Origin of the sequence: Peribacillus sp. NJ11, from assembly GCF_030348405.1 — a bacterium.
Lineage (GTDB): Bacteria > Bacillota > Bacilli > Bacillales > DSM-1321 > Peribacillus.
Window position 1 is genome coordinate 261,930 of record NZ_JAUCFO010000001.1, and the last position, 20,201, is coordinate 282,130.

Sequence of the window (20,201 nt, forward strand, 5' to 3'; positions counted from 1 at the left end):
TTTATAGAGGGAGGGAAGGAGGAAGTATACCATTCCTTCCTTCCACTTAAATGAAGAAACTAGTTGTTAAGCTGCGTTTCCAAATCTCCAACTCTCTCTTTTTTCTCCAGTTTCCCTTTTTTTGCGAGAGCGATGAGTGTGATGAATTCATAGACAATATTAGCCGCTGCGGCAGCCGTGACTTGTCCGTGATCGTATGATGGTAAAACCTCAACGAGATCGAATCCTACAAAATCTATATTCGTCAAACCTCTCACAAAGGCTAAAGCATCATCAATGCTGGCCCCTGAAACTTCCGGGGTCCCTGTTCCAGGTGCATAAACGGGATCTAAAAAATCAATGTCAAAAGATAAAAACACCGGACCCTCCGCGACACGCTCATGAATGACACCTAGCATCTTTTCAACCCCGATACGTTTATAATCGTTCGTCGTATAAACGCCCAACCCTAAATCCCGGGCATCCTGAAGATCTTCCGGTCCGTACAGACCACCCCTCATACCAATTTGAAGAGAACGTGATACATCGATGAGGCCCTCTTCTATTGCTCGACGAAAAACGGTTCCGTGATTATACTTTTGTTCAAAATAACTATCCCAAGTATCGGAGTGAGCATCGAATTGAAGCAGGGCAACTGGTCCATGTTTTTTTACGATTGCACGTAACTCCCCGAGAGTAATAGAATGATCGCCTCCTAATGAAATGGGAATGATCCCTTTTTCAATGATGGGGGTAAGCTCTTCTTCAATCTTTTTATAAGTCTCAGAAATATAGCCAGGAATGATCGGAATATCTCCATAATCAATTCCTGATATATAATCAAAAATATTAATATCCTGTTCTGGATTATAAGGACGTAAAAGGATTGAAAAATCGCGAATGGCTTCTGGTCCGAATCTCGCACCCGTCCTAAATGATTGCCCGGAATCAAAAGGAATTCCCGTAATGACAAAATCCATATGTTCATCTACCTGTTCAACAAATGGAAGCCGCATAAACGTACGTACTCCGCAAAAACGGGGTGATTTGAATGAGTCTTTCGGTTGATACTTCATCATGTAACATCCTCCTAAATTTTCACTATTATTTTTCACTCCATGGCATTGCACGATGCCATATAAACTTCCACCTTTTTATTCATTAATAGAAGAATAGAATTGTATAACACCCTTGTTTTAAAATTATCTTCTTACCTTTTACATAAGCAAGATTCACGCCAACTATTTAGCTGCGTTTTATAAGGCTTTTCGTTATTTCTGTTTCATCAAATGATTAATAACTTAATCATTTTCTTATTTATTGATTTAATTTTTGATTATTTCGACTTTTTGATTTATATTTTAATTAAAAGCATCCCAAAACCCAAAGGAGCGGAACCCATGTACGACGATATGCTGGAGGAAGAACTAAATAAGATTATTGAAACATCGAATAATAACATTCTCATTACCGATCAAGATGGAATCATTTTATATTCCAACCCAAAGCTTTGGGAGATTTATGGTATGGAAAGTGACTCTTATATCGGTACCTCCGTCTATCAATTAGAAAGTGAGGGCCTTCTCACACCTTCCATCAATGCGATTGTTTTAAAAGAAAAGAAAGCGAAGCGGATAATGCAAAAAACAAAAACCGGTCATGTTGTCATGTCGACTGGCTATCCCATTTTTAATAAGGAAGGACTTCTCGTTAGGGTAATCAGCTATGGTCAGGATCAAACCGAGATCCTGCAATTGCAGGATCAATTTGAGCAATTACAACGAAAAGTAAAAGGCTATCAAACGGAAGTCGAGGATTTAAGAGAAAAGGAACTTGATTACCATTATTTGATTGCTAGAAGTAATGAAACGAAGCATATTTTAAAAACGATCCATAATGTTGCAAAAACCGATGCCACGATACTCTTATTAGGACCTTCCGGGGTAGGGAAAAGCACTTTTGCCCGTGCTGTTCATGACCAAAGCAACCGAAAGAAAGAACCTTTTATCGAAGTGAATTGCAGCACGATACCTGATAGTTTGTTTGAATCAGAAATATTCGGCTATGAGCCGGGATCATTTACAGGGGCAAGTAAACAAGGGAGGCAAGGCCTGATTGAGCAGGCTGACAGCGGAACTCTTTTCTTGGATGAAATCGGGGAACTCCCACTGGCCATGCAAGCGAAATTACTGAAAGTATTACAGGAAAAAAAGATAAAGCGCATCGGTGGAAAAAAAGAAAACCACATTAACTTCCGCCTGGTTACAGCAACTAATCAAGATTTGAAGGAGATGGTAAGTCAAGGTAAGTTTAGATTGGACTTATTTTATCGTTTGAATGTGATTCCCATCCAAATTCCGGCACTACATGAACGTAAAGAAGATATACCTCTCTTAATACAGCATTACTTACAGAAAACCAATGAAAAATACCAGAAATTCAAAAAAATCCATCCATCGACTTATGAAGTTTTGACCCATTATCATTGGCCCGGAAATATACGAGAATTAGAAAACTTAATTGAACGGTTAATCCTGACCATTGAAGAGCCAAATATATTTCCAGAACACCTTCCCCAATCCATCACAGGGCAAATAGAACAGCCGGAAGATTCCACCTTCTTGGCCATCGAACAGGAATTTGAAGAGAATTTCGATTTAAAGAAGACACTGGAAAAGGTTGAAAGGCAACTGATTGCAAAAGCATGGAAAAAATGTAAAACCACATACGAAATGGCAGAACATATGGGCATCAGCCAGCCAACAGTCATCTATAAATTAAAGAAATACAAAAAGTACTTGTAAATTCATCTGGATTAAAACCCGTTTGCAACCATGAATGGTCCTTAGCCTTTAGTAATGGATGCCGTTCAAGCTAAGGGCGCTTTTGAAACTATATATGCAAGCACCAAAAATGATCAATTCGAAATGAAACCAATGATGATTATCGACAATAAGTCCAATAAAAAAATCCATAATACAATCAATCAATAAAAAAAATCCACATTCAAGATGAATGGGATTCACAAATATCATTTACGTTCCATATTTAATGTTAAAGATTTGTGGACTTAGATTAACTCAAACGAATGATGGTCAGTGAAGCTCCTGCAGATCCTTCCCCCATTAAGACAACGGTGGCAATTAAACCAAAAATCTGAAGAGAGATCGTATCACCTGCTGATAAATTTACAATCACATCATTATTATAATTAGAAATCGCGACAGCCGACGATATTATGGAGCTAGGAATAGGCGTGGCACCATTTAAAATCAACCTCGAACCAGCAAGAAGTCCAGCGGTTGTATTTATTTGATACGTCAAATAATAACGACCAATAACAGGAACGGTAAACACAGTATTAGCTCCATTAACAGTAAATGAATCTAAATTTTGGTTGCTCGGAAGCGGAACGTTGGTACCTCCCAGTACGATAGAACCGTGCTCCCAGCTGTATTAGAAGCAAACATGGAATTAGACGTCACACTCGTTCCCGTAGGACCTGTTGATCAGATTTATGGGATGGAATCAAATGTGTTGAGTGAATGAAGCAGGTTCTTAATTATTTTCAAAATGCAAAAAGGCTCCCATAAAAGGAAGCCACTCAATACTAACATAGCAATCTTGCCAAACATTTTTACGCATTCAAACTTTTTTCCAAATTGGAACCGCAAGATTCGCGGATGATCAACTCATCCTTCAGGACGAATTTTTTCTTTTCAACGGTTCCGCCTTTCATTAAGGTCAGCAATAAGTTTGTTGCTTTTTTCCCTATTTCGTACTTAGGCTGGTCAATGGTCGTAATATGAGGATGAAAAATGGATGCTATTTTCAAATTATCAAAACCTACGACAGCAATATCCTTGGGAACGCTCAACCCATGATCCTGGATCGCTTTTACTGCTCCCAGCGCCATTTCATCATTAAAAACAAACACTGCTTCAGGCCTTTTTTCCAGCGATAATAATTTCATCATCTGGTCATACCCTGAGTCAATGCCATAATCCCCCCCTTCCTGGATTAATTCCTGGTTGACTTTCAAGTGATGATTCTTCATTGCCTGCTGGAACCCCCCTAAGCGATCCCGGCTAAGGATGATATTCATGGGGCCTGTTATATGAGCAATTCGTGTATGTCCAAGCTTGATTAAATGTTCCGTTACTTTTCTGGCACTGCTTACATTGTCGATCGATACAGTTGGAATGTCCAGTCCGTCCACGTATTCACATGCCAGTACAATCGGGAATTGATTTGAGAGATTTTCCAGGCTTTCTCTGTTCATTCTAGCGGTAAGGAGTACCGCTCCATCCGCCTGCTTTTTGTATAGCAAATCGATGTATTCCTTTTCCCGTTCAATGTCATTCTCGGTATCTCCCAATATAACCTGATAGCCATTTTCTACAGCAGTATGCTCAATGCCCCGAAGCACTTCGGAAAAAAAGGGTCTTGTTATATCCGGTACGACGACCAGAATGATCTTTGTCTCTTTCGTCCTGAACTGACTGGCAATCATGTGAGGCTTGTAATTCATCTCTTCAATCACCTGCAGCACCTTTTGTTTGGTATCTTCACTTACTAAATCCGGCTGTCTGAGCACTCTTGAAACGGTTGCGGGAGATACGTTGGCCAATTTCGCCACATCGCTCATTTTCATTCTATTATCTCCACCTGCCTATTTTCTATTTTGTCATTTTCATTAAGTCCATTATAAAGTAATTTAGACTTCATGTTAAAATATCGAATTCCCTAGGCAACGTTTCTTCCAAAACATTCATGGATTTTTTCACGCCTGTTAATGGTGCCATTGTTAAATCTTCCATTTCGAGAACGATCGGTCCTTCATAACCTATCATTTTAACGATAGTAAAAAACTCTTTCCACCAGCCACTGTCGTGACCATATCCAAGGGCAACGTAATTCCATGATCTTCCTGCGTATTGGTTCATTGGTTTTACATCAATCAATCCCTGGACATCATATATCCCTCTTTCTAACCGGACATCTTTTGCGTGAATATGATAAACTGCGCTTCCTAATGTCCTTAAAGCCGCGATGGGGTCACCGCCCATCCAAAATAAATGACTCGGGTCAAAATTCATGCCGACCATATCACCGACTTCTTGCCTTAATTTAAAGAGTGTTTCAGGATTGTAAACTAAATTGCAGCCCAGATTTTCGATGGCAACCTTTCGAACTCCGTGTTCTTTTGCCGTTGTCACCGCTTTTTCCCAATAAGGGAATGCCACCTCATTCCACTGCCAATCAAGCATCTCAAAATGCGAGGGCAAAATGGGATGTGTCAGCCAATTGGGCGTCCTGTCACTTGGTCCGCCGCCAGGGCATCCCGACATCATGACAACCGTTTCGACACCCAAAAGCCCTGCTAGCTGAAAGGTCTTATCCACAACGGATTTATGTATGGTTCCTTCTTCTGATGGGTCAAGCTGATTGCCAGAACAATTCAACGCTGCAATGCTCATCCCCCTTATATTTATTTCATTTAAAAACCGCTTTCGTTTTGTGGGACTTCCAAGAAGTTCATCCAAATCGAGATGTGGCGCCCCCGACCAATTGCCGCATCCAAGCTCGAGTGTCTCTATTCCCAGATCAATACACGTATCCAGCATCTCTTCAAATGGCATGTAACCTAAAATATCAGTAACTAAACCAACCTTCATAAAGTTTTCCTCCTCTATTTAAACTAGACATCCCGTACATGCCGCTCAGTCAATTCTCTGTTCGGTTTCTTTCCTTTATGGCGGCTCCATAAAATCATAAAGAACACAGCAGTTGCACCAAGTGAACCCGAAAAATAAAATCCTGCAGAAATACCTAAATGTGAAATCAATACTCCCGCAATAAAAGGTCCCGCAAACATACCAATCGCGTAAATTGCTTGATATGCACCCATGGCCGTTGCCCTTTTTTCAAGGGGAATCGACTCCACCGCCATCCCTAAAAATAATGGGAAAAGAGTGCCTAATGAGAATCCATTCAATCCTTGAATCAGAAAAAGCATCCCTTTTGTATCTATTAATGGCGTACATGTTGTGAAAATGGCCGTTAGTCCGAAAGCTAGTTTCAGTAACCTCCATTGTCCGAATAATGGTACGAATATCTTTCCGCTAAGCATGGTGGCAATGGCATGAGGAATCATGAATGAAAAGATGACCATGCTGATCTCATCTGTCTGGAGACCAAGCTTTAAAGCAAATGTCGGAGTGAAGCCGAACATTGTCGTGAAGATGATGCCATGTGCGAGAATGGATAGAAATGATACTTTTAAAAGCGCCGGTTCAAGCATAACTGATACGAGTTCTTTCAATTTAATAGGCTCTTTCAGAAAATCTTCGTTCGATTCGTAAATAAAAAGTGAAAGGACGATACCAACGAAACCGATAATCCCTCCCATCCAAAAAGGTGCTTGCCATCCCCATTGATCGACAATGTATCCGCTGACCACCATTCCAAGCAGCTGTGCCAGAACCACAGCTAACGAGATACTGCCCATCGCTCGGTGAAGATCACGTTCTGAAAAATAGCTGGAAAATAAAATGGTGAACGCTACCCAAGTTGCGGCGGCAACTCCAGCTAACGAGCGGGCCAAAAGGATCCAGCCTAAACTATCGGCCCATGCAAAAGTCACGCAACTCAACGTACTCACGACCATTCCAAAGATAATAAAAGGTTTTCTTACTTTTATGAGGTCGGAAAAAATTCCGAACGGAAGCCTGAAGAGAAATTGCATCAGCCCATAACTGCCTAATACCATGCCGATAAATGTATAATCCCCTCCCATCGTCTCAAGGTAAGGAGACAAAATGGGTATATAAATGAAATTTGAAAACCAAAAAATAAATGAGAGCACTAAAAATAGAAATCTATTTCGTGCGGTATGTAACAAAGTCATTGCAACACTTCCTCTGACCAGCGAACTATTTTTCAGCAAGGGCACCTCATTCAAAAAGTGAATATACAAAAAGGTGCCCGCAACGTAATTGGGAACACCTTTACATACTTAAGCCTTTCCAATTGTATTGAACTCTGCCATTTTTCTCTTCACGACGGAGATGATAGCTTCTTTCGCTGGTGTGATGATGGCGCGAGGCTCATATACTTTTCCTTCAACGGCCAATACTTCCCGAATCGTTTTTGCCCACACTTGTATGCTTTCGGTATTGACATTTATTTTAGCGTGTCCAAGTTCAATTGCTTTTTTGATTTGGTACAGCGGAATACCAGAGCCTCCATGTAAGACAAGAGGCACATTCGTCATGTTCGAAATTAATTCCATTTCCTCAAAACCGAGTTTAGGTTCTCCTTGATATGGACCATGAACGGAACCCAAAGCAGCCGCTAGTGCATCAATTTCCGTTTCTTTTACCATCCTCGTGCATTCATGGGGATTTGCATATTGAATACCTCCGACGAGGCCATCCTCCGTCCCACCGACTGTCCCCACTTCCGCCTCAACGGAAACGCCGTTCTTTTGGGCATAGTCGACAACCATTTTGGTGATTTCAATATTTACATCTATTGAATGATGGGAGCCATCGATCATGACCGATGTAAAACCCGCATCGATCGCTTTCTTGCAGCGTTCCACATCCATTCCATGATCAAGATGAAGGGCAACCGGAACCGTAATGTCCATTTCTTCCATAAGGCTTTTTACCATAGCCGCAATCGTTTTAAATCCGCCAAGATAATCAACGAGCCTGTCCGATGCCGCAAGTATGATCGGCGCTCGTTCCTCATTGGCAGCCTGTAAAAAAGACTGGGCGAATGCCAAACCATTAATATTATATTGACCCACAGCATAACTTCCTGCTTTTGCTTTCAAAAGCATCTCTCTCATTGGTACTAAAGGCATAATTCCATCACCCCCCATTTCCCGAGATTACCATGTTTACTCACACATTCTGGAGTACAAAGTATTTCGAGATAGCTTGAATTGTCGTTTCTTTTGCAGTCTTAATGGCTTCTTCAGCATCGAGTTCATAATATTCAGGACGGAACAATTCAACAGATACAACGTCAGAATAACCAATTCCCTTCAAGATGAATAATATGCTGTCTAAATCTATGGCACCATGCCCAGGCCACACCCGGTCTTCATCCGTCAAAAAGCCGATTGGAAAATCCTCTGTATCATCAATGTGTAAAATGAAGATTTTCGACCCATCCGCTTTCTTCAAGTCCTCCAAACTGGAACCCATAGCATGGAAGTGAAAACAGTCCAGCACCAAGCCAACATTATCACGATTGACTGTTTCTACAATATCGTATGCCTGACCGAATGTATTCACAGTACATTGTGGATGCCCGACAAATTCGACAGCAATTTTAACGCCAAACGGTTCAGCGATTTCGGAAAGCTCCGTCAATACTTCCACACAGCTGTTTTTAATATCTTCTTTCAATATTTTCGCTTCCGTTACAAGTGGAACTGCCACCACATATTTCACACCCAATTTCTTCGCCATGATCATCATGTTTTTAAATTCGGCTATTATCGCCTTATGGCCGTCTTCATCTCGGTTATTAAAGAATACGAGCGCGTTGAAGGCAAGTGGTTTAATATGATTTGCGTTAAAAAATTCTGCTAAATCTTCAATAGAGTGCTCTTCCAAATACTCAGGCAATTTATCCATGGTACGGATTTCGATATAATCGTAACCATGTTTTTCACAGTGTTTGAGATCTTTGACCAAGTTGGAATTTTCAAGTGTTGTCGCTTGGTTGAAACAAAGTTTCATTCTGTCAGCCTCCAATTCTTTCTGCTAAACCCAATCCGTCTCTCATTTTTTGAAGCATAAGCTTACTTGACCAGTCTGCTTTGTCGATCCAAGCAAATACTGCATTTGTCGCGATGCCGTCAAAATTCATTTCTTTCAGTTTTTTGAAGATCGTATCAAAGTCAACTTCCGCTTCGCCGATGTTCAAATGCTGGTGGACGGTTGCCTCGACACCTGGAGGATTGACGATATAACGGAGTCCGTTGGATGCTTTATGATTGAATGTATCTGCAAACAAGACATGTTGCAGGCGATCCCCGGCAGAATCGAACATAGGGGCAATATCGCCTTTGCCATCATCATAGAAAAATGTATGTGCCGTTGAATACACAAGGTTGATCCATGGACGGTCAAGGGCACGGATCATATCCATCGCTCCCTCATGCGTTTCGATGAAATCGAATGGGTGTGCCTGCAAATTCAGTTTAACGCCTTCCCTTTCAAACACCGGGAGGAGCTCATCCATTGATTTAATGAATTTCTCTTCACAGATAACTTCATTGAATTTAGATCCGTTAAATTCACTATTCATCAAGTCAACATCCAATTCCACTGCCACTTCAATGGCACGTTTCCAATTACGGACTGCGGCCTGGCGCCGTTCCTCATCAGGACCGGCCCAGTAGTAAAGCGGAAGCAAGGATGATATCTTCACACCTGCGTCGCTACACCAGCGTTTCAAATTCTTAATCTGTTCCTTATCCACTTTAGGGTATTTATAGAATGGACAAAAATCTTCCCTCGGTGACAGTTCGATATATTCATAGCCTAGTTCCGCTGTTTTATCGACCATTTCTTTTAATGATAAATTGGCATACATCGTAGGATCCAAAGCTAGTTTCATTGGTCTTTCCCCCTATAATTCATTTTTCGTTTCAATGCATGGTACGTTCACTGTACAGTGATTTTCCCTGTATAAAAAACGGGCTTCTCTTCTAAATCAACGGATTCTTTCTGTCCGGACTCTTGTGCTTTTACACAAGCATCAGCTGTTACAGCAGCAATGTATCCGTCCCATGAAGTCGGACCATTCGGCTGACCTGTCTTTATAATGGAATCTATGAAATCCTGTAATTCTATGTCATATGCATCCATAAAACGATCTTTCCAATCTACCAAGATATCCGTGCTCCGTTTTGCGCTTTTCCTTGTCACGATGCTCGCTGGTTCAGGAAGATATGCAACACCGTCCTCACCAATGACTTCACATTGGATATCATAGCCATATTTACAATTCACGAATACTTCAGCTTGAATGACAATCCCGCTCTTCGTTTCCATTATGATGAGTTGGGGATCTTTTAAATTAGCATGCGCGCGGCTTGCTTTCTTCGGGTAAATGACTTGAACTGATTTGTAATCATCGCTGATTAACCAATGCAATACATCAATTTCATGAATCAATGTATCAACGACTGCCATTTCCGTCGTATATTTTTCATCCACTTCTGGATTGCGGTGTACGCAGCGGACCATGAGCGGCTCGCCAATTTCATTTCTATCAATGGCTTCTTTCAGTTGTACGTAACCGCTATCATAACGTCGCATAAAACCAACTTGCACCAAACGCTTCCCGTGTTTCATTTCCGCTTCGGCTATTCTCCTGCAGCCTTCCGCCGTTGTTGCCAGTGGCTTTTCACAGAATACATATTTGCCAGCCTCAATCGCATTCAATACGTTTTGCTCATGTGCAGGGCCCCAACTCGTAACAAGCACAGCATCCACATTTTCGGAGTTTACCAGTGATTGGTCATCCGGATATACAAGTGCCTCAAGTCCGTATTGATTCACGACCTGCTTTGCCGCCTCTTGATTCACATCGGTTACAGCCACAATTCTCCCTCCGGATAATTTGTTTGCAATTCTTTTAATATGCTCCCGGCCGATGGCACCCGTTCCTATTACGCCAAAATTTAATGTCATGATCATATTCCTCCTATTATACGTATCTATATTTTCTCTCTGTAACTCTTATATTATTTTTGTCATTTCCTTAATAGGTTCTTTTCCATGATTGCGGAAGTTTTGTTCAAGCTGTTCAAGTGTAAGTCCTCTTGTTTCCGGTAGACATTTTTTCACAAAGATGATAGCCAAAATGCCTAACGCGAAAAAGAAATAGAATGTTGTGGACAATCCGACTTTATCAAGTAAAACAGGAAATGTTAAGCCAATCAGAAAGTTCACGACCCATAGAAAAAATACGGTGACACCCATACCGAGCCCACGTACTTGAAGCGGGAAGATCTCTGAAAGCATCAACCAGGTAACCGGTGAAATGGCTCCCTGCTGAAAGGCAAGGAAAGTGACTGTCAAGGACAAAACGATATAAGGAAGGGCAGCCGTCCCTTCAAGAAGGGAAGATAGGACGCCAATCAGCAGCAATGTGGTCGTAGTCCCGATCAAACCGGTTAAGAGCATTGGACGGCGCCCGATTTTACCAAGCAGCCAAATACCTAAAAACGTTGCCAAAACAGAAATGATACCGTTTGCAATATTCCCGATCAAAGCAGCTTTTGTCTCAAACCCTGCATCCTTTAAAATTTGGGTACCATAGTACATGATAGAATTAACGCCCGTTATTTGCTGAACGATGGCAATCCCGATACCAAGAAAGACGATTCTCCGTATCCATGGGACGGTCAAATCTTTATATGTAGCTTTTTTAACATGGTTCTCCTCATCGAATGTCGCTTTGATTCCCTGAAATTCCGATTCTGCCTCATCCATTTTACGTATTCTTTTCAAAACCTTCAGGGCCTCTTCATTTTTGTTCTTGGACACAAGCCACCTTGGACTTTCAGGCAACCTTATCATGCCAAAGAAAAGAAGTATGGCTGGAAGTGATGCTATTGCCAGCATGTAACGCCAAACATGTGAACTGTCACCCATCGTTGTCCCTAGAATGGCATTGAAAATGAATGCAAGCAGCTGTCCGCTAACAATCATCAATTCATTTTGGGTGACGATCCGGCCGCGTCGATCAGCAGGAGACATTTCCGCCAAATAAGTAGGAACGGTTACTGACGCCCCGCCTACCGCTAGGCCGAGTAAAAAACGGCAAGCAATCATGACCGTAACATTCGGTGCAAACGTGCATCCAAGGGTGGAAAAGAAAAAAAGTACCGAAAGAAAAAGAATGTTTTTTCTGCGGCCCGCATAATCCGAAAGCCTACCTCCCAGAAACGCTCCAAGTGCCGCGCCTAAAAGAAGTGAACTGGCAACAAGTCCTTGCGTAAGTGAATTGAGGTTAAGTTGATCCGCTTCGGACATGAACGGCAAGGCACCATTAATGACACCTGTATCATATCCGAACAAAAGACCGCCTAACGTCGAGAAGATAATAATCTTGCGTAAGAATGCCATTTGATTTCCATCATTACTCAAATTAATCACTTCTTTCCGGTTTTTAATCTTGAACGAGGAGCAGCCTTTCATTTATATACTTGCGAGCGATTAATGCGTATTCCAATGGATGGGCAACGGACGGATCTTGTTCCGCTTCTACTACAATCCAGCCTTTATAATGATTTTCCAGTAATGTATGGTAAGCTTCCACAAAGTCAATGCAGCCGTCACCAGGCACTGTGAACATGCCGGCTAAAAAAGATTCTTGAAATGATTTCCCCTCTTTCCGGCACTGCTCCAGCACGTTATGCCTCACATCCTTGAAATGAACGTGCCCAATGCGGTCGATATGCTTTTGCAGAAGGGACATGCAATCGCCATCCGATACATAAATATGTCCAGTATCATATAACAGATGCACCTTCTTGTCGGTATTTTCCATAAGGCGGTCAATTTCACTCAGTGTCTGGACCCCTGTCCCCATGTGGTGGTGATACACCAATTTTAAGTTGTAAAGTCCAGCAATATCCCCGAGACGGTTCAGGCCCGTACACAATATTCCCCATTCTTCTTCAGTAAAGTGGGGCTTTTCCTTAAATACATCGTACCTTCCGCCTTGGATACTGTAGGTCTGTTCGGATACTACCGCTACATCGCCATCGACAGCCTGTAAATATTTGCAATGTTCATGGAAATCCCGTTCTGCTTTTTCGATTCCATCACGAACGATGAAACTGCTGAACCACTGACCGGCTATTTTTAAGTTCCGAAGCCGCAGCTCTTTATTCAGGACCGCCGGTTCCGGGAAGAAACCGCCTACTTCGGTCCCCTGAAATCCTGCCACGACAATATCGCTTAAAAGGTGGGATAAGGTGTTTTCAGCTCCTATTTCCGGTATGTCATCATTACGCCAGCCAATTGGGGCAATCCCCCACGAAATCTCCTGCATTTTCCGACTTCCCCCTTTTAATATTGTTTGGCCTTTTTTAATTTCTCTTGTCTCGCTTCATATGCCCTTTGTATACTTTTCCGTTCCGAGACCTCTGCCACGCCAACATTCCACCAGGAGTCATAACCATCCGTCATCGTTTTCGGCAGAACCTTCATTTCTATTAATGTAGATGCCGATTGTTTCTTTGCATCCTCCAATGCAGCTTTTAGCTCATCGACAGTATTGGCCCTGTAAGTTTTGGCTCCGTACCCTTCCGCCACTTTTGCGTAATCTATATTCATGACTTGGTTATCATGTGTTCTGAACTCACAGCAATATGTTCCGCTGCCATTCTCCATTTGCAGATTGTTGATGCAGCCAAAGCCTGAATTATCAAACAATAATATGTTGATTTTATGATTATATTGGATGGCTGTGATCAATTCCGAATGAAGCATCAGAAAACTGCCGTCCCCTACCATTGCATAGACTTCCCGGTCTGGATGGGCAAGCTTAGCTCCTAATGTTCCTGCAATTTCGTAGCCCATGCAGGAGAATCCATATTCAAGATGGTACGTGTTTGGCACGTTTGAATGCCAGAGTCGCTGCAAGTCACCCGGAAGTGATCCGGCTGAACCGACCACCACACTTTCCTGATCGACCGTATCGTTTATTGCGATCATCGCAGTGGATTGGGCCAATTCAGTTTTCAATGCATCCGAGTATTCATTCAAGACTTGCTGTGAAAACTGGCTTTTGATTTCAGGCATGAAATTTTCACGGCTGAAAGTGACTTGACTTAAACGGGTCCGTTCGGAAAGCCACTCCGCCTTCCATTCTCCAAGCATTTCCCCATATTCGGTTTCATAGCCCACTAGTAACGCTTCAAGGTTCTCGAGCGCCACTTTTGCATCGGCGACGACTTGAAATCCATCTAATTTATAGGTTTGAAGGCGGCTGACGTTAATGTTCAAAAACTTTGTCCTTTCAAAATCAAATGCAGTTTTGGAAGAAGTCGTAAAGTCCGTATAGCGGGTCCCGACACCAATTACGAGATCTGCCTGGCGGGCAGCCTTATTGGCAGCCATCGTACCGAGAATGCCGACTCCGCCCAAATTCTTAGGAAAAGATGATTCCACCGTCGATTTACCTGCCTGTGTTTCCACAAGTGGAATGTTATGCTTTTCCGCCAGCTTCATCAATATATCCCGAGCTCCGGAATATCTTGCTCCGCCACCGACGATGATGATCGGCTTCTTACTTGCTCTAATTCTATCGGCCGCTCCTTGCAGTTCCCGATCAACCGGAGCTTTCCGATCTAAATAATGGACGCGTTTTTCAAAAAAATGTTCATCGAAATCGAATGCTTCCCCTTCTACATCCTGTGAGATGCATATCGTCGCTGGCCCGGCTTTCCCGGGATCGGTCATCACCTCGAAGGCCCGGATCAGACTGGACATGAGCTGCTCAGGGCGAGTGACGCGATCCCAATATCTTGATACTGCAAGAAAAGCGTCATTTGTGGTGATGGCCGTACTATGCTCATGCTCAAGTTGCTGAAGAACCGGATCCGGCTGACGTGTCGCAAATGTATCAGCAGGAAGTAAGAGGACAGGAATATTGTTGGCAAGTGCAGTCCCCGCCGCAGCTATCAAGTTTGCCGAGCCTGGCCCGGCAGATGTAGTGACTGCATAAATTTTCCTTCGCAGCATTTCCCGGCTGTAGGCGATTGCTGCGTGTGCCATCCCTTGCTCATTCTTTCCTTGAATCACTTTCAAGTGGCCAGCGTCCTGTTCGAGTGCCTGACCAATACCAACGACATTCCCATGTCCGAATACATTAAATATACCTTCTACAAATGGAGACTCCTCACCATCAACATGAATGTACTGCTGATTTAAAAACTTGATTAATGCCTGGGCTGTAGTCAACCTCACTGTTCCCATCTTCAGTTCACCCCTCTATGTAGATAAATTCCTTACACGCGTTCGGCAATCAAACCTTCGATTTCTTCTGCAACGGGCATCGCCTCGGATGAGCTGTGCTTGCTTACTACTATGGAAGCGGAAGCACTGCCAAACTTCAAAGCGCTTTCAATCCCTTTGCCGCTCACTAACGCATATAAGAAAGCGGAAGCATATGAATCCCCTGCGCCGAATGTTTTCAATACTTTCGTTTTATAGGACTTCGCTTTAAAAACTTCGCCTGATTTGGTATAGGCATATGAACCCTCGACGCCATGTTTGATGACCACCAGGTCTGCGGAATGTTTAAACAAGTAACGGACGGTTTCTTCATTTGTACCTTTTTCGGTATTTTCCATTACATCATATTCATCACGCGTGCCAATCAAAATGTCTGATTGCTCTGCGACCAACGAATAGTAAACGGAGGTTTCTTCAATGGAACTCCATGTATAAGGACGGTAATCCAATTCAAATACGACTTTTACATCATTTCTTTTCGCAAGGCTGACGGCTTTTAAAACTGCCTCACGTGATGGGCTTTTTGCTAAAGCCGTCCCTGAAACCAATAGGATCTTTGATTTTTTGATATATTCTTCATCCACTTCCGAAGGTGCTAAATGAAGGTCGGCTACATTATCCCGATACATCAGGATACTGCATTCTTCAGGACTTTTAATTTCCGTGAAGGCGAGTCCCGTTTTATGCCCTTCTTGATCGATTACCATATTCGATGTATCAACACCTGCCTCACGCATATAACGCTCGATGAAACGGCCGTGCTGATCATCTGCAAGCTTACCGATGAATCCGACTTCCAAGCCTAATTTTGCACTTCCGATGGCAACATTGGCAGGTGAACCGCCCACGTATTTTGTGAATGTCATGGTCTCTTCCATCGGACGGTTATATTCATTGGCATTCAAGTCGATGCAGGCACGGCCTATGGCAATCAAGTCAAATTCCTTATCGATATTAAAAGTATAGTTCATCCGGTTAACAGCTCCTTTTCCTTTAACGATTCAGTATCCACTCATGATCGGGATCATTGTAGAATTTCCATGTCCTTGTCGGACCGGCCATGACATTCAAGTAATAAGATTCATAACCGTCAGGCACCCCTACCGGATGATAACCGGCCGGTACAAGTACGACATCACCGTTTTCGACGGACATGGTCTCATCGATCGAACGGTCATCTGTATATACTCGCTGAAATACGAATCCCTGAGGCGGGTTCATTTCATGATAATAGGACTCTTCCAATAATGACTCATTTGGTAAGTTATCCCGATCATGTTTATGCGGAGGATAGCTCGACCAGTTTCCGCTTTCTGTATATACTTCAACCACCAGAAGGCTATTCGCATACGGAGCTGAATCCGGTAATATATTATGCACCATCCGCTTATTGTTCAAAATGCCCCTATGTTCCACGTCAACATCTCCCGCTTTAATCCATTTAGTCGGAAGCTGCTTATCAGAAGGTGAATAACACAGCGCCACTCTGGCCTTGGTTATCGCTTCCAATTCAAAACCTCTATCATTTGACACGTAAATGCTATCGGTCGGCACTTTATCAAAAACACTATCGCGTGTGCCCAAATCATGGTATACATCTTCGCCTACAGCCACATTGATTTTTCCCGTAAGAGCGACAATGCAGCATTCTTTCTTGATTAGTAATTCTGAATATTCAGCACCCGGAGTCAACTCCACTATTTTAAATTCAACAAATTCTAAAGGGGAATTTCCTTTCGTAACCGCTTGAACGACTGTAACACCTTCAGCGACCTCTTGTTTTTCCGGTTTTTGAAGCAGTTTACTCATATGTACCTCCTTGTTTTTCAAAAAATCCGGCCCGTATCCAAACGGGCCATCTTGCAATGTCTTTTTCGTTCACTTATTTCACGTAGCGTGCAGTCACCATTTTTTTACGTGTATAGAACTCCACACCATCGGTTCCATTTGCATGCAGATCACCATAAAATGAATCTTTGTATCCAGAGAATGGGAAGAATGCCATGGGTGCAGGAACACCTACGTTAATGCCCAACATCCCGGCATGAATCGTTTCACGGAATTGGCGTACATCGGCAGCACTGTCCGTATAAAGGCAAGCCCCGTTTGCCAATGCTGAAGCATTGGCAATCTCAACGGCTTCCGTTAAATCTTTGGCGCGGACAACGGAGAGCACTGGTGCAAAAATTTCATCTTGCCAGATTTTCATTTCCTGCGTCACATGATCAAAAATCGTAGCCCCGAGGTAATATCCATTACCGCTTGCTGCCTCGTCTTTACGACCATCGCGCACAAGGGTCGCACCTTGAGCTATTCCTGATTCGATGTAATCGATGGTCCTCTTCTTAGCCCCTTCCCGGATTACCGGTCCAAGAAAAACACCGTCATCCAGACCATTACCGATCGTAATGGCATCAGCTGCCTGTTTCAATTTTTCAACTAACTCGTCCGCTACACTTTCTTCTACAACAACAACCGCAGCGGCCATGCAACGCTCACCGGCCGAGCCAAAAGCCGCACTTGTTATTTCCTTGGCCGTCATACCAAGATTGGCATCTTTCAAGACAATCGAGTGATTCTTCGCTCCCGCAAGAGCCTGGACGCGCTTCAAGTTAGCCGTGCCTGTTTTATACACATATTCTGCCACTGGCTGTGAACCGACGAAGGAGATAGCTTTCACATCTTTATGCTCCAGAAGTCCATTAACCACGTCATGTGCTCCATTAACAATGTTCAGTACTCCTTTAGGAAGACCTGCTTCCTCAAACAGTTCAACAATGCGTGCAGCAAGCAAAGGTGTACGTTCAGATGGCTTTAACACGAATGTATTGCCACATGCGATCGCAAGAGGGAACATCCAGCAAGGGACCATCATCGGAAAGTTAAATGGGGTGATACCGCCGATTACACCAATTGGGTAGCGGTACATACCCGATTCAATGTTTGTCGCGATATCCGGAAGCTGTTTGCCCATCATCAGCGTAGGTGCACCAGCCGCAAACTCGACACACTCGATGCCCCGCTGAACTTCACCAATCGATTCCGATAAGCTTTTACCATTTTCGATAGTGACCAGTTTAGCAAGTTCTTCCCAATTATCCACAAGGAGCTGCTGATATTTGAACAATACCCGTGCCCGTTTCGGGACGGCAACCTGCGACCATTTTTTAAACGCCTCATTCGCCACTTGAACCGCACGATTCACATCTTCCCTAGTTGAAAGTGGCACCTCGGCAATCGCCTCACCAGTTGCAGGGTTAAACACGATTTCCGTTTCCTTTGAAGTGGATTCAATCCACTCACCATTTATATAATTTTTTAATTTTTTCACCTCATGTGTTACTGATGACATGTCTTTTCCTCCTTAAAATAAAGTAATTTGTTTAATCATTAAGCCATTTCTAAAAAGTATAGGTATCGACGCCAATGAAATCGATTTCATTTGACTTTTAAAGAAAATCCATCCAGGTTTCTTTCTAGGATCAATCAGTTTTTCTAGCTCAATCCCAATATTAAATCCATCAATGAAATCGATTTCATTTCTCATTCTGGAGTTCCACCTGAAGGAAAAAGGTAAAGACCAATCCAGGATAACGAATATCTAATCATCCTTAAACATGAAATAGTTCATCACTATTCGCATCAATTTCTGAATAAAGCTTGGATAATCGCGTTCCGGGATGAAATCGATTTCATTTACTTTATAAGGAAATACTACAATGAAATTTTTTCCCTGTAAACACTTTTTTTGATTTTTTATAATATTCTTTCTTCTTTGCACTTCAATACATTGATGGCTATGGAAATGGGCTTCAATATTTAGTTAAAAGCATTTCCTGGGAGAATACCTCTTCGTCGTAATTGACATCCCAGCTAAGGCCGGTCTTGCTCCTATTTAAATTAACCACTACTTTAATGGTATTTTTAAATATTATTATTTATAAATCTAATTGACTTTACCATAGGAAATCCAGCTATCCTTAGAACTACATCCCTTATAAATTCATATATATAAACATAATAAACAACCTTCCTGCTCTCCCCTTTTCTTCACATTTCCGTCAATGTCCCATTCTAAAAAAACAAAAGATATTTTACTATATCAACAGAATAGGAATATATAACCTAATCCGTGATGAGTTCATCAACAAAAAAAGGCACCCATAATGGGAGCCTGAATTTTAGTGAAGGTAAGCTATTGTATGTGAACGGCAACCATTCCGCATCCCTATGCGCCTCGATAGTTGAGAAATGGGATATTCCACCCAGTAACTTAAGAAATATCTTTTCCATTGTACGGAAATTAAAACAGGATAGCTTATAGTCTGTTATTTCACTGCCTTTTTAATAGCTTTCACTTCATATAATGATCCTTCCGAACTGACGATATATTCAGGTTTTGGCTTCCCAAGGTTTGCTTTATGGCCTGCGATATGGGCTTCACTCTTTTCCCATTGCTTCCAATGCGCCTCCGACTCCCAATTGATCATACGATGACCTCTTTATCCCCGCGTCTCACTTTTTTCACCATTACACTTAAATCGATGAACCCTTCCTGCTTTTCTATGATCCCTTCCCCACCGAACCGTTTTACCACTTGTTCTGCATTACCTTCCTTAACCACCGTTTTTCTCATTTGAACGAACAATATGAACACAATTCCAATCGATATACTTATAGTTCAATCATTTTAGTCGATAACGATTCTCATTGTCAATTATTGAGACTTTGACTTAAGGGCGCTACTTAAAACTCTAAATCCCAAAAACAAAATAAAAAATGAATCAGGAAGTTATGCAGATCTTCCTGATCCATTTTTTATTGTCATTTACCTTTTATCTTTAAGACTTTTGGGAACATAGTCATTCAGTTTGTTAAATAAAGAAGTAATGTAGGAGCTGAGTTCGAATCGATCCTCCTGAACAAATTCAACTAACGACACTCCATTCTTTTTCATATCTTTTCCCCCTTTTATTTTTTAATCCCGGTGCATAAATTTTCAGCCACTAATACTTGTGAATCCCGCCATTAGCGTACTTAATAACTTCTCTCCATCGGTTTCTTTATTTGATTATACAAGAAAGCGCTTACAATGTGAAATATTATAATACCATAGATTGCTATTTACTTAGAATGTTCCAGATAAATAAAGTTTCATCTTCA

At 42.2% G+C, this 20,201-nt stretch carries 17 protein-coding genes and 2 pseudogenes; 1 reads left to right on the forward strand and 18 read right to left on the reverse strand.

Annotated features, from left to right (window positions below):
* Positions 1 to 59: 59 nt before the first annotated feature.
* Positions 60 to 1,058 carry an agmatinase gene (gene speB, locus QUF86_RS01255; RefSeq protein WP_289333380.1) on the reverse strand — a complete coding sequence of 333 codons (999 nt, stop codon included), beginning with the start codon at positions 1,056 to 1,058 and terminating at the stop codon, positions 60 to 62.
* 321 nt (positions 1,059 to 1,379) lie between these two features.
* On the opposite strand from speB, the gene QUF86_RS01260 reads away from it, so the two are divergent.
* On the forward strand, positions 1,380 to 2,783 hold the full coding sequence (locus QUF86_RS01260) for a sigma-54 interaction domain-containing protein (protein WP_289333381.1): 1,404 nt from the start codon (positions 1,380 to 1,382) through the stop codon (positions 2,781 to 2,783).
* A gap of 271 nt (positions 2,784 to 3,054) precedes the next feature.
* Here QUF86_RS01260 and QUF86_RS01265 read toward each other — a convergent pair.
* The 17 genes and pseudogenes from QUF86_RS01265 to QUF86_RS01345 form a co-directional block, all read right to left on the reverse strand.
* Positions 3,055 to 3,488, reverse strand: a pseudogene (locus QUF86_RS01265) (BclA C-terminal domain-containing protein); the annotation flags it as partial.
* Positions 3,489 to 3,616: 128 nt separating this feature from the next.
* The gene (locus QUF86_RS01270) at positions 3,617 to 4,633 is read right to left on the reverse strand and encodes a LacI family DNA-binding transcriptional regulator (RefSeq protein ID WP_289333382.1); all 1,017 of its coding nucleotides are present in this window, start codon (positions 4,631 to 4,633) and stop codon (positions 3,617 to 3,619) included.
* A 70-nt stretch (positions 4,634 to 4,703) separates the two neighbouring features.
* Entirely contained in the window at positions 4,704 to 5,657 is a 954-nt protein-coding gene (locus QUF86_RS01275; protein WP_289333383.1) for a sugar phosphate isomerase/epimerase family protein, read from the reverse strand.
* A gap of 23 nt (positions 5,658 to 5,680) precedes the next feature.
* Positions 5,681 to 6,889, reverse strand: a complete 1,209-nt coding sequence (locus QUF86_RS01280; RefSeq protein ID WP_289333384.1) for an MFS transporter — start codon at positions 6,887 to 6,889, stop codon at positions 5,681 to 5,683.
* Between the two features lie 108 nt (positions 6,890 to 6,997).
* Entirely contained in the window at positions 6,998 to 7,852 is an 855-nt protein-coding gene (gene fba / locus QUF86_RS01285) for a class II fructose-1,6-bisphosphate aldolase (protein ID WP_289317827.1), read from the reverse strand.
* A 40-nt stretch (positions 7,853 to 7,892) separates the two neighbouring features.
* On the reverse strand, positions 7,893 to 8,738 hold the full coding sequence (iolI, locus tag QUF86_RS01290) for a 2-keto-myo-inositol isomerase (RefSeq protein ID WP_289317828.1): 846 nt from the start codon (positions 8,736 to 8,738) through the stop codon (positions 7,893 to 7,895).
* Between the two features lie 4 nt (positions 8,739 to 8,742).
* A complete protein-coding gene (locus tag QUF86_RS01295) occupies positions 8,743 to 9,621 on the reverse strand; it encodes a sugar phosphate isomerase/epimerase family protein (RefSeq protein WP_053533868.1) in 879 nt (292 codons plus the stop codon).
* 47 nt (positions 9,622 to 9,668) lie between these two features.
* On the reverse strand, positions 9,669 to 10,700 hold the full coding sequence (gene iolG / locus QUF86_RS01300; RefSeq protein WP_289333385.1) for a bifunctional inositol 2-dehydrogenase/D-chiro-inositol 1-dehydrogenase: 1,032 nt from the start codon (positions 10,698 to 10,700) through the stop codon (positions 9,669 to 9,671).
* Between the two features lie 48 nt (positions 10,701 to 10,748).
* The gene (locus QUF86_RS01305; RefSeq protein WP_483313902.1) at positions 10,749 to 12,161 is read right to left on the reverse strand and encodes a sugar porter family MFS transporter; all 1,413 of its coding nucleotides are present in this window, start codon (positions 12,159 to 12,161) and stop codon (positions 10,749 to 10,751) included.
* 22 nt (positions 12,162 to 12,183) lie between these two features.
* Positions 12,184 to 13,071, reverse strand: a complete 888-nt coding sequence (gene iolE / locus QUF86_RS01310) for a myo-inosose-2 dehydratase (protein ID WP_289317831.1) — start codon at positions 13,069 to 13,071, stop codon at positions 12,184 to 12,186.
* Between the two features lie 17 nt (positions 13,072 to 13,088).
* On the reverse strand, positions 13,089 to 14,999 hold the full coding sequence (gene iolD, locus QUF86_RS01315; protein ID WP_289317832.1) for a 3D-(3,5/4)-trihydroxycyclohexane-1,2-dione acylhydrolase (decyclizing): 1,911 nt from the start codon (positions 14,997 to 14,999) through the stop codon (positions 13,089 to 13,091).
* Positions 15,000 to 15,031: 32 nt separating this feature from the next.
* Positions 15,032 to 16,009, reverse strand: a complete 978-nt coding sequence (gene iolC, locus QUF86_RS01320; RefSeq protein WP_289317833.1) for a 5-dehydro-2-deoxygluconokinase — start codon at positions 16,007 to 16,009, stop codon at positions 15,032 to 15,034.
* 22 nt (positions 16,010 to 16,031) lie between these two features.
* The gene (iolB, locus tag QUF86_RS01325; protein WP_289333387.1) at positions 16,032 to 16,847 is read right to left on the reverse strand and encodes a 5-deoxy-glucuronate isomerase; all 816 of its coding nucleotides are present in this window, start codon (positions 16,845 to 16,847) and stop codon (positions 16,032 to 16,034) included.
* A 73-nt stretch (positions 16,848 to 16,920) separates the two neighbouring features.
* Positions 16,921 to 18,390, reverse strand: a complete 1,470-nt coding sequence (locus QUF86_RS01330; RefSeq protein WP_289333388.1) for a CoA-acylating methylmalonate-semialdehyde dehydrogenase — start codon at positions 18,388 to 18,390, stop codon at positions 16,921 to 16,923.
* 12 nt (positions 18,391 to 18,402) lie between these two features.
* Entirely contained in the window at positions 18,403 to 18,585 is a 183-nt protein-coding gene (locus QUF86_RS01335) for a hypothetical protein (RefSeq protein WP_289333390.1), read from the reverse strand.
* A gap of 781 nt (positions 18,586 to 19,366) precedes the next feature.
* Positions 19,367 to 19,674, reverse strand: a pseudogene (locus QUF86_RS01340) (antibiotic biosynthesis monooxygenase).
* A gap of 192 nt (positions 19,675 to 19,866) precedes the next feature.
* Positions 19,867 to 19,995 carry a hypothetical protein gene (locus QUF86_RS01345; protein ID WP_260359184.1) on the reverse strand — a complete coding sequence of 43 codons (129 nt, stop codon included), beginning with the start codon at positions 19,993 to 19,995 and terminating at the stop codon, positions 19,867 to 19,869.
* Between the last annotated feature and the right edge of the window lie 206 nt (positions 19,996 to 20,201).

Bases quoted from the DNA above. Each gene is read 5' to 3' on its own strand.
- QUF86_RS01345 (WP_260359184.1), bottom strand. From the start codon at position 19,995: ATGAAAAAGAATGGAGTGTCGTTAGTTGAATTTGTTCAGGAGGATCGA.
- QUF86_RS01280 (WP_289333384.1), bottom strand. From the start codon at position 6,889: ATGACTTTGTTACATACCGCACGAAATAGATTTCTATTTTTAGTGCTC.
- QUF86_RS01270 (WP_289333382.1), bottom strand. From the start codon at position 4,633: ATGAAAATGAGCGATGTGGCGAAATTGGCCAACGTATCTCCCGCAACC.
- QUF86_RS01330 (WP_289333388.1), bottom strand. From the start codon at position 18,390: ATGTCATCAGTAACACATGAGGTGAAAAAATTAAAAAATTATATAAAT.
- QUF86_RS01275 (WP_289333383.1), bottom strand. From the start codon at position 5,657: ATGAAGGTTGGTTTAGTTACTGATATTTTAGGTTACATGCCATTTGAA.
- iolG (WP_289333385.1), bottom strand. From the start codon at position 10,700: ATGACATTAAATTTTGGCGTAATAGGAACGGGTGCCATCGGCCGGGAG.
- iolB (WP_289333387.1), bottom strand. From the start codon at position 16,847: ATGAGTAAACTGCTTCAAAAACCGGAAAAACAAGAGGTCGCTGAAGGT.
- iolE (WP_289317831.1), bottom strand. From the start codon at position 13,071: ATGCAGGAGATTTCGTGGGGGATTGCCCCAATTGGCTGGCGTAATGAT.
- iolC (WP_289317833.1), bottom strand. From the start codon at position 16,009: ATGAACTATACTTTTAATATCGATAAGGAATTTGACTTGATTGCCATA.
- fba (WP_289317827.1), bottom strand. From the start codon at position 7,852: ATGCCTTTAGTACCAATGAGAGAGATGCTTTTGAAAGCAAAAGCAGGA.
- iolD (WP_289317832.1), bottom strand. From the start codon at position 14,999: ATGGGAACAGTGAGGTTGACTACAGCCCAGGCATTAATCAAGTTTTTA.
- QUF86_RS01295 (WP_053533868.1), bottom strand. From the start codon at position 9,621: ATGAAACTAGCTTTGGATCCTACGATGTATGCCAATTTATCATTAAAA.
- QUF86_RS01260 (WP_289333381.1), top strand. From the start codon at position 1,380: ATGTACGACGATATGCTGGAGGAAGAACTAAATAAGATTATTGAAACA.
- iolI (WP_289317828.1), bottom strand. From the start codon at position 8,738: ATGAAACTTTGTTTCAACCAAGCGACAACACTTGAAAATTCCAACTTG.
- speB (WP_289333380.1), bottom strand. From the start codon at position 1,058: ATGATGAAGTATCAACCGAAAGACTCATTCAAATCACCCCGTTTTTGC.
- QUF86_RS01335 (WP_289333390.1), bottom strand. From the start codon at position 18,585: ATGAGAAATGAAATCGATTTCATTGATGGATTTAATATTGGGATTGAG.